A 16,085-nucleotide genomic window follows, 5' to 3' on the forward strand; every position below is an offset into this window, starting at 1 on the left:
AGTCTCATTATTTCACTTCGCGATAAAGCGTGTGACGGCGGAGACGTGGGTTGTATTTGCGCAATTCGAGGCGCTCAGGGTTGTTACGTTTGTTTTTCTTCGTGATGTACGTGCGATCGCCTGTTTCTGTGCAAGCTAGTGTGATTTTAACGCGCATTTCGTTCACTCCCATCTTACTGATGTTGTATCAAGTGCTTTTGCTTTACAGTCTAAGCATACTCAATTATCCTACCAATTTTTTATTGAAAAAGCAAGGTGTTTTCACGTACTTTTTCAAACGTTCTGCTTGTACGGCGAAGCATCGAGCGACAAGCAGTTTGTGACGTTATCTTTGACCGCATAGCGCGAAGCGAGCTCATCGATTGAGACGTCGGCACCGACATAGACGGTGTCCGCCTCGGCAAGGACACTGTTCTCAATTCGATGAATCGCATCGAACAAGCCACCATGACCATGGGGATTGCGCGTCGTTTCAAATGACAACATAGTTGAGTATAACGGAACAGCCAGCGATTTCGCAAGTGAACGTGCCGCCGGAATCGTCATCCAATCAAAATGATGAACGGCTTTGAAACGGACCGCGTTAACGAGTTCATGGACGAGCTTCACGTAACCGACGTTTTGTGCGGCGACTTGATTCATCACATGCTCTAAAAACGGGCTCGTCAAGCGGACGCGATAGACGTGGACGTTGTCATGACGTTCGTACTCGAGCAACCCTTCTTTATAAGGGGTAAGGACATACATCGTTTCACCTTGTTTCGCTCGCGCCTCCACTTCTTCGACGACGCGTTGTCCGAGGCCACCGACGACGTTGCCCGTATATTCTGGAGTCAAGACGAGAATCGCGTCAGCTTCCGCCTCACGTTCTTTCGTCACATAGTAGTCGTGTGGCGAGAGGAACGTGTCGACTTCAAGGTCTTCGTCCTGCAAGAACGGATACGCACGGAAGTGTGCGTCGAGCACCTCGTCTGTCAGCTTATTCTCATAGAGGGCAGTCTCAAGTTCAGCGAAGAGGCGGGTATGTTCACGGAAACGATCCGCTGCATACTGTGCCGTCGTCTGTCCGTCCAAGATGAACGCCCAGTCGCTCGAGACGGCAAGCACATAATGCCGAATCAATTGTTTCAGTGCGCGGTCGGCGAGCGGTGACGTACCTCGATAATCGGCCACGTCTTTGACGAGTTGCGTTTCCATCATGTGAAGGTGCCGTAACATCCATTCGTTGCGCTCGTTGATCCAGACGTCCCCATAGCCTTTACGTCCCCACGTGTTCATCGATACGTGGACCGTCTCAAGGTCTTGGAAATGACGTTCGAGGAACAACGCCGGCGTGATCGTCTCAATCCCGAACTGTTCAAGCCGCTCTGCGACTTGCCCTAAAAACTCAGGTCCTTCGAACCACCAGTGCCCGAACAGCTCCGCGTCAAATGGTGCCGTGACGAGAAACGGTGGGAACGTTTGAGCACCGTGCGCCTCGAGATGCGCTTCGAGCGTCTCGGCGAAGTCGGTCGCATGGTTTGCGATTTGATGTTCCGCCCAATCACGGACGTAATAATCTTTCTCGTCTGTATCGCCGGTGATGCGATGCATCTTCAAGCCGGTATCGAACCGGATCCCTTCCGGATGCATGAACGACTGGATGTAATCCCAATCGCGGTCATAGGCGAGGTCGCGATAAAATTCACGATAGTCCGGGTGACCCGGGTATCCGATCATCGAACTCCAAATTTTACCGGAGATGATTTGGTCGCGTGGGAAGAGCGCCACCCCATGCGGTGAATAGACCGGTGCCCCGATGCCTTTGCTCGGTGTCGGGTCGGCATCAAGGAGGGCGTGTTCATCGACGAACGTATAGCGTACCCCTTCCTCGTACAAGATGCGATCGACTCCAGGCGTGTAGGCACATTCTGGCAACCAAATGCCGGTCGGACGGAATCCGTAATGACGCTCGAAGCAGTTCAGACCACTGCGAATCTCGGTTCGGGCGGCTTGGTCGGTGAACAGATGCGGGTTGAAACCATGTGTCGCCGTACACGTCACCATGTCGATGTATCCGTGCTCACGATATGTACGGAACGCCTGGTTCAAGTTTTTATCCCAATGCAGGAACGTGTTCTTCAAATCTTGGTAGCGACGCTCGTAGAAATGGAGCGTGCCGACTTCCGCCTCGCTTCGTTCCCCGGACAGTTCAAGCGCAATCAGTTCGAGCATCTCATCTAAATGGGCGACGTATCGGTCTTGGACGAGCGGGTCGGCGAGCATCTCCACGACTGGCGGTGAGATACTGACCGTCCAATTGAGCGGCCGCTTTAAGCGATCGACTTGCCATAAAATCGGGATATATGTCTCGGAGATGGCTTCGTACACCCATCTCTCTTCTAAACGATGTTCTTCTTCATGCCGGACGTACGGAAGGTGGGCATGAAGGACGAGTGAAAAATAACCTGGTTTCATCTAAAAAGTCCTCCTTAGCGCACGAATCGGTATGCAGCGTATTTAGGTAACGTGTCGAGTAGTTCCGGTGATTCGACTTCACCGTATTGCCAACGACGGACCGGTTCGGCGAATCGCCCGACTCCAGCCGGTTCTGTCCGAGGTGTGTCGAGCGGAGTCGTGGCCACGAGCGGTAAGAATTCGCCTTCCATCGTCCGGATACCAAACTCGAACACGTATGTCGTGTTCGGGTCGAGCGGACGCACGAACCAGCTATTCGTCATTTCCGGCAACTCGAACGTGTATGAACGGTTCGCGTGCCCGCTCGTATAGTCGAGGAGCGTGACATCTAAAATACGGAACGCTTTCGGCAAATCTTCCCACGGGCGCATAAATTGCATCGCAAGCGTCTCTTTCACGGCGTCCGATACTTCCCAAAAGACGTACACCGAATTTGGTGATTGGACCACAGCATGCATCAAATCGGCATCATAACGGTCAGGAAGCTTCCAATACCCTTCTGGTGCCTGTTCAAGGAGCGGTGAGTGATGTGATGCATTGGACTGAAGCGATGACGCGACTTGCTTCGTTGATTTTGATTTAGTTGCCTTCTTGCTAGATTTCATCTGTTTCTTCCCTTCGGCCTTTCGTGTCGGTGCGGCCGTAGCTGCTGTGACGTCCCCATGTTGGGCACGCCATTTTCGCCAAGCATATTGGACTTTTCCGATTGGCATGTCTAATTGTTCTGCAATCTGTTTTAACGTAAGCCCTTTTTCCTTCAAGGACACGATTTTCTCTTCCATCTATATGTGGCTCCCTTCCTAAAAAAAATGCATGTAGTTTACTATTCGTCTTTGTTCCGTGATTTCCTGCACAAAAAAAGTAAAGAACAACATGTCTGTTGTCCTTTACCACTTTTGTCACTGATTTAAATCATAATGTTTCCCTTTTTCAAGGAATATCAAATGTTCTCCGAAATTGGTGACGTGGTCACCCATCCGTTCAAGGTAGCGAGCAATGTTCGAAAACTCATAAACATCGTTCGTGCCGACCGTCATGTTCGGAAGATTACCGATGTATTGTTTGATGACCTGCAAATTCAAGTCATCAATCACCTTATCCATCTCGTTCAATTCACGGACCCGGCTCACTTCCCCTTTGCGATAGGCGCGTGTCGCGAGTTCAAGCATATCGATCAATTGTTCGGCCATCTGTTTGAGCGGTCGGATATCGAGGACGTACGGGACGTGCTCAATGCGTGTGACGGCTTTCGCGATGTTCGTCGCGTAATCCGCGATGCGCTCAAGGTCGGTCGCCGACTTCATCGTGACGATCAAGCGACGAAGATCGGTCGCGACCGGTTGTTGCTTCGCAATCAGTAGGATGGCCTCATCATTGATTTCAAGTTCGAGGTCATCGAGCTCATTGTCGTTGTCGATGACGGTCTGGGCGAGCGTGAGGTCGTGTTTTTCAAGCACCTCGATTGCCGTCGCCGTCTGACGCATCGTCAGATTGGCGAGCTTCACTACTTTGTCTTCTAAATCAATCAACTTCGTATCAAAAAATGTGCGATTTTGTGCCATGTTTGTCTCCCCTTTTTAACCGAACCGGCCTGAGATGTAATCTTCAGTCCGCTTGTCCGTTGGATTCGAGAAGATTTTGTCGGTCGCATCGAATTCGACGACTTCCCCGTTCAAAAAGAATGCCGTCTTGTCTGACACGCGCGCCGCTTGTTGCATGTTGTGCGTGACGATGATGATTGAATACTTTTCTTTCAACTCTTGGACGAGCTCTTCGACTTTGAGTGTCGAAATCGGGTCGAGTGCCGACGTTGGTTCGTCCATGAGGATGACGTCCGGTTCAATCGCGAGTGTCCGGGCAATACAGAGACGCTGTTGCTGACCGCCTGAGAGACCGTAGGCGTTCTCGTTCAAGCGATCCTTCACTTCGTCCCAAATCGCTGCTCCTCGGAGCGAACGTTCGACAATCTCATCGAGTACTTTCTTGTTTTTGATGCCGTGTGTCCGTGGCCCGTAAGCGACGTTGTCATAGACCGACTTCGGGAACGGGTTCGGCTGTTGGAACACCATTCCGACCGATGTACGGAGGTCTTCGACCCGATAGTCGCGATCGAAGATGTTGCGGCCATGATATAGAATCTCCCCGTTCGTCCGAACAGACGGGATGAGCTCGACCATCCGGTTCAACGTTTTAATGAACGTCGATTTCCCGCAACCGGACGGGCCGATGATGGCCGTCACTTCATTCTTTTTAATGTCTAGGTTGACGTCGATTAACGCTTGGTCGTCCCCATACCATAAGTTGAGGTTATTCACGACGTAGGCGCTGTCCTTTTGCATCACCGTCTCAGTCGGTTGAATCGTCGTAGTGTTCACGTTGTGAGCTCCTTTTTGTTCTTTTTGTTTCATCATCTCGAGAGTCCTCCTCGTTACTGCTTCGACATCAATGTCGGTTCGTATACTTGTTCCGGATATAGATTGCGGCCGAGTTCATCGTGATGAGCACGGTCATCAAGACGATGATTCCGGCTGCGGCCAAGTTTTGGAATTCAGCTTGCGGACGGCTCGTCCAGTTATAGATTTGAATCGGCAGTGCCGTGAAGTCAGAGAAAATATTGTTCGGTGTCGTTGAAATGAACGTCGCCGCCCCAATCATGATCAGCGGTGCCGTCTCACCGATTGCACGGGACACGGCCAAAATGATACCGGTGATGATCCCTGGGAGTGCCGACGGCAACACGACGTTGAACGTCGTTTGCCACTTCGAGGCACCGAGCGCGAGCGAGGCGTGACGTAGTTCCATCTTGACGGAACGTAGCGCTTCTTGCGACGCGACGATGACGATCGGTAAACTCATCAGCCCGAGCGTCAACGCCCCGGTCAAGACCGAGTTCCCAAAGCCCGCCGTCCGGACAAAGAACGTGAGACCGAGCAAACCGAAGACGATTGACGGGACACCGGCCAAGTTCGAGATGTTCACTTCGATGAACGACGTGACCCGATTTTTAGGGGCGTATTCTTCTAGATAAATCGCTGCACCGACCCCGACGATGAACACCATCGGTACGATGAGCATCATGAGCCAAAGCGTACCAATCAACGCCGGGTAGAGGCCGGCCTGGGCCGCACGGCGTGACGGGAAGTTCCGTAGGAAGTCGAGGTTGACCCAACCGCCACCTTTTGTCACGACGTCATAGATGAGCGTCGACAAGACGAGTAAGGCGAACACGAGACCCGCCAAAAATACATATTTAAAAATCTCATTTAATCGTAACCGACTCTTGATGCGACGGGAAACCGTCTCATGGTCGATATAGTTCTTTCCATTCTTGAACTCACTGTTCGGCAATGCCATATTAGTACTCCTCTCTGAAGCGGCGCGTCACCCAGTTGGCGAACAAGTTCATCACGAGCGTGAAGACGAACAATAACGCACCGACCGCATAGATACTGTAATATTCAATCGTGCCATATCCGGCGTCACCTTTGGCGATTTGGACGATATAAGCGGTCATCGTTTGAATCGCGTTGAGCGGGTTGAACTCGAAGTTCGGCTGCGATCCACCGGCGATTGTTACGATCATCGTCTCCCCGATGGCACGGCTCATACCGAGCACGATCGAGGCGATGATACCTGAGAGGGCGGCTGGCATAACGATTTTTACGGCCACTTCAAGTCGCGTCGCACCGAGTCCGAGCGCACCGTCACGAATCTTTTTCGGTACGGCGCTCATCGCGTCTTCCGAAATCGAGGCAATCATCGGGATAATCATGATTCCGACGACAATCCCTGGGCTGAGGGCGTTATAAATCTTTAAGCCCGGAATGAGCGCCTGCAAGATTGGCGTGACAAATGACAAGGCGAAGAATCCAAAGACGATGGTCGGAACCCCTGCGAGTACTTCAAGGATTGGCTTTAAAATCGTACGTGCCCGTTCCGAGGCGTACTCACTTAAATAAACCGCAGAAGCAAGGCCGAGCGGTACCGCGACGATCATCGCGATGACGGTGATCTTCAACGTACCGGCGACGAGCGCCCAGACGCCAAAGCGTGGATCGGCACTTAGCGGATACCATTCGGTCGATCCGAGGAACTCGCTGACCGGGACACGTTCGAAAAACTTGAACAGTTCAAATCCGAGCGTCAAGGCGATGCCGATGGTCGTAACGACCGACACGAATGCGCTCAAGAATAGTAAGAACGGCATGACTTTATCAAATACGTTCGTCGTACTGTATTTTTTTTGTTTATTGGATTCGATCATCTCTCGAATCGAAAAATCTTTGTTTGGTTGATTCATCTCGTGTATCGCTCCCTACCTCTTCATACTAGAAAGCACGGCGAGAAGGCGAGATCGACTCTCGCCTTCCACCGATTGCCTACTTATTCTCCGGCGAGCTCGTCGATGATACCGGCGTTCTCGTCGTAACGTGCCTGTTCCATTCCGACGTAGCCAACTTCTTCCGACAACTCGGCCGCGTTCTCGTTCAAGAATCGTGCGAACGCTGCAACTTGTGGTTTTTCGTTCAATGACGCGTTGTTAACGTACGTGTAAATCTCACGTGAGAGCGGGTAAGACAAGTCGTTGATTGTCTCTTGGTTCGGCTCTACCCCTTCGACCGCCAACGCGCGAAGCGTGCCTTCGTTCTCGATGTAGTACGCGTAACCGAAGAACCCGATTGCACCTTTCGTTCCAGCTACCCCAGTGACGAGGACGTTATCATCTTCTGACAACTGTGCGTCTTGACGGATGTCTGTGTCGTCAAGCACCGCTTCGTTAAAGAAGTCGAACGTTCCAGAATCTTTACCTGGTGCGAAGAATGTGATTTCTTCATCCGGCCAGTCCGAACGAACGTCTTGCCACGTCTTCACGTTCGTGTCTGTCCACATTTTGTTTAACTCATCGATTGTGATGTCTTGTGCCCAGTCGTTCTCAGGGTTGACGACGAGTGAAAGTCCATCAAGTGCGACCGATAGTTGTGTAAACTCCACGCCGTTCGCTTCCGCTTCCGCCGCTTCTTCTTCTTTGATTTCACGTGATGCGTTCGAGAAGTCTGTCTCGCCTGTTACGAAGCGTTTGAATCCGCCACCCGTCCCAGACACACCGACCGTCACTTCAACGTCTGGTTGCTCTGCCGAGAATTCTTCAGCGACAGCTTCCATGATCGGGAATACGGTTGACGATCCGTCCATGACGACTTTTCCTGAAAGTGCGTCACCTTCGGCTGCGCCATTTCCTTCTTCATTGTTCCCACAGGCTGCACCTACGAGTGCAACCGAAGTGATTGAAGCGAGTAAAGCTGATTTTTTCATCCAAGACATTTCTGACGTCCTCCTTGAGTTTGCTTTGATTTGTGTTGTAGCTTCCTTGCTCTGTCCTACAATTAACATCCTAATAAACTACTATTAACGAGAAATAAACGGAACGTAAAAGAATTGTAAAGACAAAAAAAGAAGCCACCGAAGTGACTTCTTTACTGGAGCTGTGCTTGGACGTCTTCTAAATCAAAGTACGCCTTCATGATGTCGTGTGCGACACGGATGTTGATCCCTTCTGCCTCGAGCCCTGGCATGATGATGGCCCAGGCGATTTCCGGGTCATCATACGGCGCCCAGCCGACGTGGTTCAAGTTGAGCGTCTCGATCGGTTCCCCGTTCGCGTTGCGCTTCGCTTGACCATCCGGCCCTTCTGCGATCGCTTCAGCGGTACCGGTCTTCCCTGCCGCCGTGATTCCCGTCTGTTGCAGGATACGAGACGTTCCGCTCTCGACCCCTTGTCGGAAGCCTTGGCGCGCCCGTTGAATGAATTCATCACGGATGTCGACTTTATTGAGCGCATTCGGTTGGAACGTGCTGACGACTTGTTTGTTCGACTCGTCGAGCGAACCCGGTTCGATGATTTCCTTCAATAAATGCGGTTGAATCCGGTATCCACCGTTCGCGAGCGTCGACGTATACTGCGCCAATTGAATCGGCGTATACGAGATGAACTGACCGATCGACATGTCCATGAGGAGCGTGACACGGTCCGGTACACTACGGAATCCGATTGATTCATACGGGAGGTCGATCCCTGTCTCGATTCCGAGGCCAAACTGTTTGTAGTAATGTTCCATCGTATTGAACGCCTCGGTCACGTTGTCTCCGACGATTTGGCCGGTCGAATAGTAGTCCGCGAGACGAAGAGCGATTTGGAACATGTAGATGTTCGACGACAAGGCGAGCGCGTCGAGGTCGTTAATGTTCCCCATGTTGTTACGATATGAAGATTTTAACGACGACCCAATCCGAATCGGGGTGTCATAAATGTATTCGCCTGGGCGAATGACCCCTTCTTCGAGACCGAACGCGACGGTCGCCCCTTTGATGGTTGACCCGATTTGGCTGGCACGGAGTACGGTCCCCGTCGAGACATCTTTGAACTCATTCGTCTCTAAATCAAGCTCTTGCCCTGACAAAGCGAGTAGTTCACCCGTTTGCGGGTTCATGACGACAGCGAACGCGCGGTCGAAATGAGGACTTCCCGAACGCCCGGCCCGAATCGCCTTCTTCAATATCTCGTCGACTTCTTTTTGGAATTCGATATCAGTCGACAAAACGATATCTTTACCCGGGTTCCCGCTCACGCGAGTTGGTTCCCCGACCGGTTCACCTTTATACGTTGTGAACACATCGTATGCAGGCGTCCCGCGAAGGACGTCTTCATATTGTTGCTCTAAGTAGGACGTCCCGACACGGTCGTTCAGTCCATATCCTTTCGCCTGATAAGAAGCTCGTTGTTCGGCCGGGATTTGACGATAGCTTCCTAAGAAGCTTCTGAACGTCTCATCGAACGGATATTCCCGCTCGTAATACGGTTCGACGCTGACACCAGGCAACAGTTCCAAGTTCTCTTCAATCAAGGCCATCTCTTTCGGTGAGGCCCCGACTTTAATCAGCTGCGGGTCGAGAGCGTAGCCCGACTCCATGTTATGTTTGATGGCGATAATCTCTTCTGTCGCATCATCAAACGTAATCTCTTCATCCGTGATTGAATCGAGCAATAATTGGTCGACGTCCTGATTCGATAACGCCGCCCGCTCTTCCTCGGACAAGTCGGCGAGTAGCGTTTGGACTCGTTCCTGGGACCGCTCTGGATCGATGGCGATCCAATAATCCTTGCGGTCACGCTCTGTCACTTTGCGATCTTTTTCGGGTACGTCCAAAATCTCTGCAAGTTTGAGGGCGACATCGAGCCGTTCATCCGCTTTCGTCACTTGCGAGCGACGATACATGACGGAGTAGTTCGAAATCGTATCCGCGAGCACTTGCCCGTTTCGATCATAAATCTTTCCGCGCGGCACCTCGTATTTGATTTTACTCGATTCCGTCTTCTGGACTTCACGGGCAATCAATTCCCCGTTGACGATTTGGACGACGCCTAATCGGAAGATGAGTGTCGCGAACAAGATGAATACGATAAAGAATAGTAAATTCAAGCGTAACGGAAGGTGGTTGCGCCGTTTTTTCGGTACGTTCACGCGGTTTCTGGCCAATTCCGTTGTCTCCTTCCTCAATCAATTTCTTCTATAAGTATAGGTGCTGTGTTAACTTCTATTTTCGACTCGTTTTTCACTATATCATAATTTGTTTACAAAATAATTAAATGTATAAAAAATCCCGAGATTCGACAGAATCTCGGGAAATCTGGTTATTTCGCGTCTGCGTAGAGCTTCGCCACATAATCCCAGTCGATGACGTGGAAGAATGCTTGGATGTAATCTGGACGACGGTTTTGGTAGTTTAAGTAGTACGCGTGCTCCCAAACGTCGAGTCCGAGAATCGGCTGAACGCCTTCCATGATCGGTGAATCTTGGTTCGGTGTCGATGTGACTTCGAGCTTGCCGTTTTTCACGACGAGCCAAGCCCAGCCTGACCCGAAGCGACCAGCTGCCGCTTTCGCGAACTCATCTTTAAACGCGTCGAAGCTGCCGAACGCTTCGTCGATTGCTGACGCGAGTTCGCCAGATGGCGCCCCGTTCTCATTTTTCTTGAGCAATTTCCAGAAGAACGAGTGGTTCCAATGTCCGCCACCGTTGTTGCGGACGGCCGTTTGAATGTCAGCAGGAAGTGAATCGAGGTTTTGAAGCAATTCTTCGAGTGAAGAATACTCCACGTCTTTTCCTTCGAGTGCATTGTTTACGTTCGTGACATACGTGTTGTGGTGCTTCGAGTGGTGGATTTCCATCGTGCGTGCGTCAATGTGTGGTTCGAGTGCATCGTATGCGTAATCAAGTTGTGGTAATTCAAATTTAGCCATAACTAAAATCCCCCTTAAATTTGGTGTGAACAACGTTCGTTCTAAATGTAACAGATTTGTGACGGCATTCTCAATTGTAATGCTTTACTCGACGTCCGCTTCCGGCAACGCCCATACCGAGATTGACCCTGCCGCCACTTTAAATACCCCATTTCCGTCTTCATCAATCTCGACAACCGCGTCGACCGTATTCGTCAAGTCGACCCATTTCTCTCCGGCGCGATGTTCCCCGACGAACATCTGCTTCTCAGCCTCTTCCGAGTTCGAGATGATGACGGCGCAGCCGGAGCGCTCGATTTCTTCCACACCATGTCGGACCCAGCCGATGACATGCTCGTTATCGAAATAGTCGTCTTGTTGGCCATACGCTTTCTCACGACGGGCGTAAAGGAGCGGGTCGATCGCTTCTTTCTTCCCATCGGACGGATGTGGTCCGTTGATGCCGTAGTAATCGCCATAAAACACGCACGGGTAACCGTCTTGACGAAGCAAGATTAGACCGTATGCGATTTGTTTGAACCAATCCTCGACCCATGATTCGAGCGCTTCGGCCGGCTGGGAATCGTGGTTATCAACAAACGTGACCGAGTGGAGTGGGTGTGACTGGACGAGCGTATCGTCAAAAATTGTCCGCATGTCGAACGATTCCCCTTCGACGGACGCGCGCTGTAAGTTGTAATGAAGCGGCACATCGAACAAGTCGACCTGATAATCGATGTTGTCGAGGAAAGCACGGCAATCTTCGAGCTCGGACTTCCAGAACTCACCGACGAGGTAGAAGTTTTCCCCTTTCTCATCTTTCATCGTCTGGCTGAACTCTTTAACGAAATCATAGTTGATGTGTTTGATCGCATCGAGCCGGAAGCCGTCACATTTCGTCTCTTCGATGAACCATTTGCCCCAATGGAGCACTTCTTCTCGCACTTCCGGATGGTGATAGTCGATATTGGCAAACATCAAGTAATCGTATACCCCGAACTCGTCATCGACGTTATCGTTCCACTTCTTGTTTTCCCCGAGAATGAAGAAGATGCCACTATGTTCCGTCGCCGCGTCGTAGTCCGTCCCGTTGAAATGATGGAAGTTCCACTTGAATGAAGAGTATTTGTTATTGCGTGCCTCGTAGTCGAATTTCGTCCACCCCTCGATCTCGAACGGCTCTTCAGACAAGACTTTCGTCCGGTCTTCCGGGTCGACTTCGAGCACGTCAAACTTCTCTGTCGCATCCGCCCCAGCCTTATGGTTCAAGACGACATCCATATACACTTGCATCCCGAGCGACTGGACGTGTTCCGTCGCTTCGAGCAGCTCTTGTTTTGTTCCATATTTCGTGGCGACCGTTCCTTTTTGATCAAACTCGCCCAAATCATACAAATCATAAATGCCATACCCTGTGTCCTCATTACTCTGACCTTTCGTGACCGGGGGCAACCAGAACGCTGTAATGCCAGCTTCTTTCAATTCCTCGGCCCGTTCTTTCAACCGTTTCCAATGCTTCTGGTCAGCCGGGACATGCCACTCAAAGAATTGCATCATCGTATGATTTCGTTCCATCTCATTCGCCTCATTTCATATTTTTCAAAAAACAAAATGCTAACGAATATTTACCCACATCTACGACTTTGAAAACAAAAAAAACAGCTTTCATATAAGAAAGCTGTCAACAATGGACCCTGTAGGACTTGAACCTACGACCGGACGGTTATGAGCCGTCTGCTCTAACCAGCTGAGCTAAGGGTCCTTATGAATAGCGGCGGAGGGAGTCGAACCCACGACCTCACGGGTATGAACCGTACGCTCTAGCCAGCTGAGCTACACCGCCATGTTGTTATACAGTAATAATATACTGAATGATAGACCCACTGTCAATCAAATTAAGAGAACTCGAAAAAAAACCTTCGTCCACGAGTGCGTGGACGAAGGTTAGGCGTTAGACAGTCATTTCGTTGTTGGCATCTTCAAGCGTGATTTCTGTGATGTTCATCGCATGGTCACCGATGCGCTCCAAGTTCGAGAGCATATCGACGAAGAACATGCCGGCTTGGCCGTCACATTCACCCGTATTGAGACGGACGACGTGATTTTTACGGAACTGACGCTCGAGCATATCGAGTTTCGCTTCCATCTCGATTACTTGTCGGGCTTCGTTCATATCCCCGCTAGCAAGTGTTTGAAGCGACTTTTCAAGCGTGGAACGAGTCAAATCGTACATCTCCGTCAACTCTTTTTGCGCGTCTTCCGAGAGTGTCACGCGAGTCGCCGTCTTGTAGTCAATCAATTCGATGATGTTTTCGACATGGTCTCCGATTCGTTCGATGTCATTGATTGCATGCATGAGCGTCTTATGTTCTTGTGATTCTTGCTCTGTCAAATCGACCGCAGCGAGTTTGACGAGATAATCTGTGATTTTCGCGTTGAGCGAGTTAAGCGCTTCTTCAATGTGCGCTGACTTTTCAGAGTGTTTCTTGTCGCCAGTCGCCATGTAATTGCGTGCCTCGTCCAAGCCAAGCTTCGCGAAGTCACCCATGCGAATCACTTCGTATTTCGCTTGTTCGACAGCGATAGAAGGTGATTGTTGGATGAAGATTGGGTCTAAATGCTGTGCCTTCGTATCGACGATTGAATCTTCGCCCGGTACGAGTTTCGTCACCATCCAAGCAATCGCTCCGATGAACCAGAACTGGATGAACGTGTTCGCTACGTTGAACGTACCGTGAGCGAATGCGATTTGCATTTTCGACTCGATGGCGAGAAGGTCTGTGATCCAGAAAATATATTGTGTGAAGAGTGGCAAGATGACCAAGAAGATCACTGTACCAATCAAGTTAAAGATAACGTGTGCCGCTGCTGTGCGGCGTGCCGCCACTGAAGCACCGATTGAGGCAAGGATAGCCGTAATCGTCGTTCCGATGTTGTCACCGAACAATACCGGGAGGGCTGCATCGAGTTCGATTGATCCACCCGCGTAAAGCTCTTGCAAAATCCCGATCGTCGCAGAAGACGACTGAACGAGAACCGTGAATACCGTACCGACGATGACGCCGAGGAACGGGTTTTCACTCATCGATTGTGTCAAATCGATAAAGTATTCGCTTGAACGGAGTGGACGCATCCCGTCACCCATGAGTTCAAGACCGTAGAAAAGTGCACCGAGTCCGAACATGACTTGTCCAAGATGTTGGAACTTTTCTTTCTTAAAGAAGAATAAGAAGACGGCACCGACTGCAATCATCGGAAGTGCGTATGCACCGACATCGAAACCGATGATGAACGCCGTGACGGTCGTCCCGATGTTCGCCCCCATGATGACCCCGATCGCTTGACGGAGCGTCATGAAGCCGGCGCTGACGAGTCCGACCGTGATGACGGTCGTACCTGACGACGATTGAATCAAAACGGTTACGATAATCCCGGCGAGTACCCCGAGAAATGGATTCGTTGTATACTTATCAAGGATGTCGCGCAGACGATTTCCTGCTGACTTTTGAAGGCCGTCTCCCATCGATTTGATTCCGAAGAGGAAGATCCCTAAACCTCCAAAAAACATGAATAACATTTCTTGCAAATTGTATTCCACGATTTTTGTACTCCTTTTGATTGTGAATTGGTTGTGTTTGCTTGGTTATTAATGCCCTACTCATTATGCCTTCTTCACCCGCCGAATGTAAACACGTTTAATGTTAAGGTTTTATTAAACCACTGTACTTGTTTTTATCTATTTTTTAAAATTGTATTATAACAGATAGGAGTTTCAACTTATGCTTACCTCGACTGCCGCTTTTTTACGCCATAGTCTCGTTCCTACGAAACGAGCGCTCAGACTACGTCTCGCCCCGCTCCACGCTTACATGCTCGCGAGTATCGGCTTCACCGTTCTCGTCACGCTCGTCGATTACATCATATTACAGCCTGATTTCTTCGCGCCGATGTGGCTGTTCTTACACGGCTTCGCCATCTTTTTCTTCTATATGATGACGGTCGCGTTCGTCTCGCTTTACGTCCAGCTCGTCACGAGAATGCGCCAACAGAAGGCTTGGCCGTATCGACAAGCTTGGCCGTATACAGTCGCCATGACGATCGTCCCGATGTTCATCGTGATTCTGCTCTATCATGCCGTACCTGATTGGTTCACTGGCGGACTGCTCATTCTCGTCGTCTATGTCACATGGCCGCTACTTCGTGCACCTGTCCCAAACAAAAGACAACCGAGATCCCGTTAACGGTCTCGGTTGTCTTAATGTATCGGTTGCAGCGTATGGAGGACGTCATGGACGTGTTGACTCTGCGCACGAAGTTCTACACCTGCGACGTGTAACGTCGTCTGTGCGTCGGAAAACACGTCGACTCCGTTATAAAAACTTTGTAATTTCTCTTCAAGTGCCTGCCCGACTTCTTCGAGCGGCTCAACCGCCCGCGCCATCTGTGACAGCTCCTCTCCCGTCGCTCTCGTCATCTCGCCAATCGCTTGATACGATTCGACCTGACGCCGGACACTAGCGTCAATCATCTCAATCCCTGACTCCAGTCTTGTCAATTGATCCCCTAAATCCCCGATGTCTGCATTGAATCGCTCTAAGTCCCCTAGTGTCTCATCTCGCTCGAATCGCATTGCTTCGATTGCCGAAACCGCTGAAATCGAGGCATCGTTCGTCACTTTCGCCAGTTGCCCCACTTCGCTCGCGACGACAGCGAACCCTTTCCCGTGCTCGCCCGCGCGAGCCGCTTCAATCGATGCATTGAGCGCCAACATTTTCGTCGCCGCCGCCATCGATACAATCGTTCGCAACGCATGTTCGGCCTGTTTTGACACGATTTCGCTTTCGAGCAACCGCTTTTGAATTGCATCTGCTTTCTGTTTGAACTGCTGACTCTCACCGTGCAAGGAATGGAAGGACGAACGTTCGTTCATCAACAACTTCACCAGTACCTCCGCTTGTTCGTCAACGTGTTGAATGTCTTGATTTAACTCGTCAATCTGACGTGTGACGTCGGTAAAACGATGCGTCGTCTCGTTCGTGTAAAACTGATAGGACGCACTCGTCTCTTCTAATGAAGTGGCCACTTCTCGAAACCCGATTAACTGTTCGGCGTTTCGTTCAAGCTGTTTCGTGAACGTAGGTAAACTCGACTCAAGTGCCATCGATGTCTTCGTCAAAATGTGAATCGAAGTGTTCCATAACTCAATCAACGTATTGTATTCTCGCTCGAGGTGCAACATTTCAGATGACTTAGCATACAAGTTTACAGATTATACGAGCAGGAAAGCCCATACCGGGCATAGCCCGCCTTTAGGCATGGGATGAACGTGAGTTCGGATGTGAAAAACATC

At 50.5% G+C, this 16,085-nt stretch carries 14 protein-coding genes and 2 tRNA genes; 1 reads left to right on the forward strand and 15 read right to left on the reverse strand.

The window, feature by feature from the left end:
* Positions 1 to 7 precede the first annotated feature (7 nt).
* The 14 genes from rpmG to KNP76_RS09065 form a co-directional block, all read right to left on the reverse strand.
* Positions 8 to 172 (reverse strand): 50S ribosomal protein L33, encoded by a 165-nt coding sequence (rpmG, locus tag KNP76_RS09000; protein WP_255344260.1) that lies wholly within the window; start codon positions 170 to 172, stop codon positions 8 to 10.
* A 101-nt stretch (positions 173 to 273) separates the two neighbouring features.
* Complete coding sequence (locus KNP76_RS09005; protein ID WP_034818084.1) at positions 274 to 2,457, reverse strand: 1,4-alpha-glucan branching protein domain-containing protein; 2,184 nt, start codon at positions 2,455 to 2,457, stop codon at positions 274 to 276.
* Between the two features lie 14 nt (positions 2,458 to 2,471).
* A complete protein-coding gene (locus tag KNP76_RS09010; protein WP_214844268.1) occupies positions 2,472 to 3,239 on the reverse strand; it encodes a DUF4912 domain-containing protein in 768 nt (255 codons plus the stop codon).
* 117 nt (positions 3,240 to 3,356) lie between these two features.
* Positions 3,357 to 4,019 (reverse strand): phosphate signaling complex protein PhoU, encoded by a 663-nt coding sequence (gene phoU / locus KNP76_RS09015; protein WP_211779290.1) that lies wholly within the window; start codon positions 4,017 to 4,019, stop codon positions 3,357 to 3,359.
* A gap of 15 nt (positions 4,020 to 4,034) precedes the next feature.
* Positions 4,035 to 4,796: a phosphate ABC transporter ATP-binding protein PstB gene (gene pstB / locus KNP76_RS09020; RefSeq protein WP_051690389.1), complete on the reverse strand. Its 762-nt coding sequence runs from the start codon at positions 4,794 to 4,796 to the stop codon at positions 4,035 to 4,037.
* A 103-nt stretch (positions 4,797 to 4,899) separates the two neighbouring features.
* Positions 4,900 to 5,811: a phosphate ABC transporter permease PstA gene (gene pstA / locus KNP76_RS09025; protein WP_034818081.1), complete on the reverse strand. Its 912-nt coding sequence runs from the start codon at positions 5,809 to 5,811 to the stop codon at positions 4,900 to 4,902.
* Position 5,812: 1 nt separating this feature from the next.
* Positions 5,813 to 6,757 carry a phosphate ABC transporter permease subunit PstC gene (gene pstC, locus KNP76_RS09030; RefSeq protein ID WP_214844275.1) on the reverse strand — a complete coding sequence of 315 codons (945 nt, stop codon included), beginning with the start codon at positions 6,755 to 6,757 and terminating at the stop codon, positions 5,813 to 5,815.
* An 83-nt stretch (positions 6,758 to 6,840) separates the two neighbouring features.
* Positions 6,841 to 7,779 (reverse strand): PstS family phosphate ABC transporter substrate-binding protein, encoded by a 939-nt coding sequence (locus tag KNP76_RS09035; protein WP_034818080.1) that lies wholly within the window; start codon positions 7,777 to 7,779, stop codon positions 6,841 to 6,843.
* A 152-nt stretch (positions 7,780 to 7,931) separates the two neighbouring features.
* Positions 7,932 to 9,992, reverse strand: a complete 2,061-nt coding sequence (locus tag KNP76_RS09040) for a peptidoglycan D,D-transpeptidase FtsI family protein (RefSeq protein WP_214844277.1) — start codon at positions 9,990 to 9,992, stop codon at positions 7,932 to 7,934.
* A gap of 155 nt (positions 9,993 to 10,147) precedes the next feature.
* Positions 10,148 to 10,756, reverse strand: a complete 609-nt coding sequence (locus KNP76_RS09045) for a superoxide dismutase (protein ID WP_034818078.1) — start codon at positions 10,754 to 10,756, stop codon at positions 10,148 to 10,150.
* A gap of 84 nt (positions 10,757 to 10,840) precedes the next feature.
* Entirely contained in the window at positions 10,841 to 12,310 is a 1,470-nt protein-coding gene (locus KNP76_RS09050; protein ID WP_211779288.1) for an alpha-amylase, read from the reverse strand.
* Between the two features lie 113 nt (positions 12,311 to 12,423).
* Positions 12,424 to 12,497 (reverse strand) — tRNA-Ile (locus KNP76_RS09055).
* Positions 12,498 to 12,504: 7 nt separating this feature from the next.
* A tRNA-Met gene (locus tag KNP76_RS09060) sits at positions 12,505 to 12,578 on the reverse strand.
* A 108-nt stretch (positions 12,579 to 12,686) separates the two neighbouring features.
* Positions 12,687 to 14,333: a Na/Pi cotransporter family protein gene (locus tag KNP76_RS09065; protein WP_214844279.1), complete on the reverse strand. Its 1,647-nt coding sequence runs from the start codon at positions 14,331 to 14,333 to the stop codon at positions 12,687 to 12,689.
* A gap of 181 nt (positions 14,334 to 14,514) precedes the next feature.
* Here KNP76_RS09065 and KNP76_RS09070 point away from each other — a divergent pair, with 181 nt between their 5' ends.
* Positions 14,515 to 14,976, forward strand: a complete 462-nt coding sequence (locus KNP76_RS09070; RefSeq protein ID WP_246514140.1) for a hypothetical protein — start codon at positions 14,515 to 14,517, stop codon at positions 14,974 to 14,976.
* Positions 14,977 to 14,990: 14 nt separating this feature from the next.
* Here the strand turns inward: KNP76_RS09070 and KNP76_RS09075 are convergent, their stop codons facing one another.
* The gene (locus tag KNP76_RS09075; RefSeq protein WP_214844281.1) at positions 14,991 to 15,944 is read right to left on the reverse strand and encodes a methyl-accepting chemotaxis protein; all 954 of its coding nucleotides are present in this window, start codon (positions 15,942 to 15,944) and stop codon (positions 14,991 to 14,993) included.
* Between the last annotated feature and the right edge of the window lie 141 nt (positions 15,945 to 16,085).

It is taken from the genome of Exiguobacterium sp. s150, from assembly GCF_018618435.1.
Classification (GTDB): Bacteria; Bacillota; Bacilli; order Exiguobacteriales; family Exiguobacteriaceae; genus Exiguobacterium; species Exiguobacterium alkaliphilum.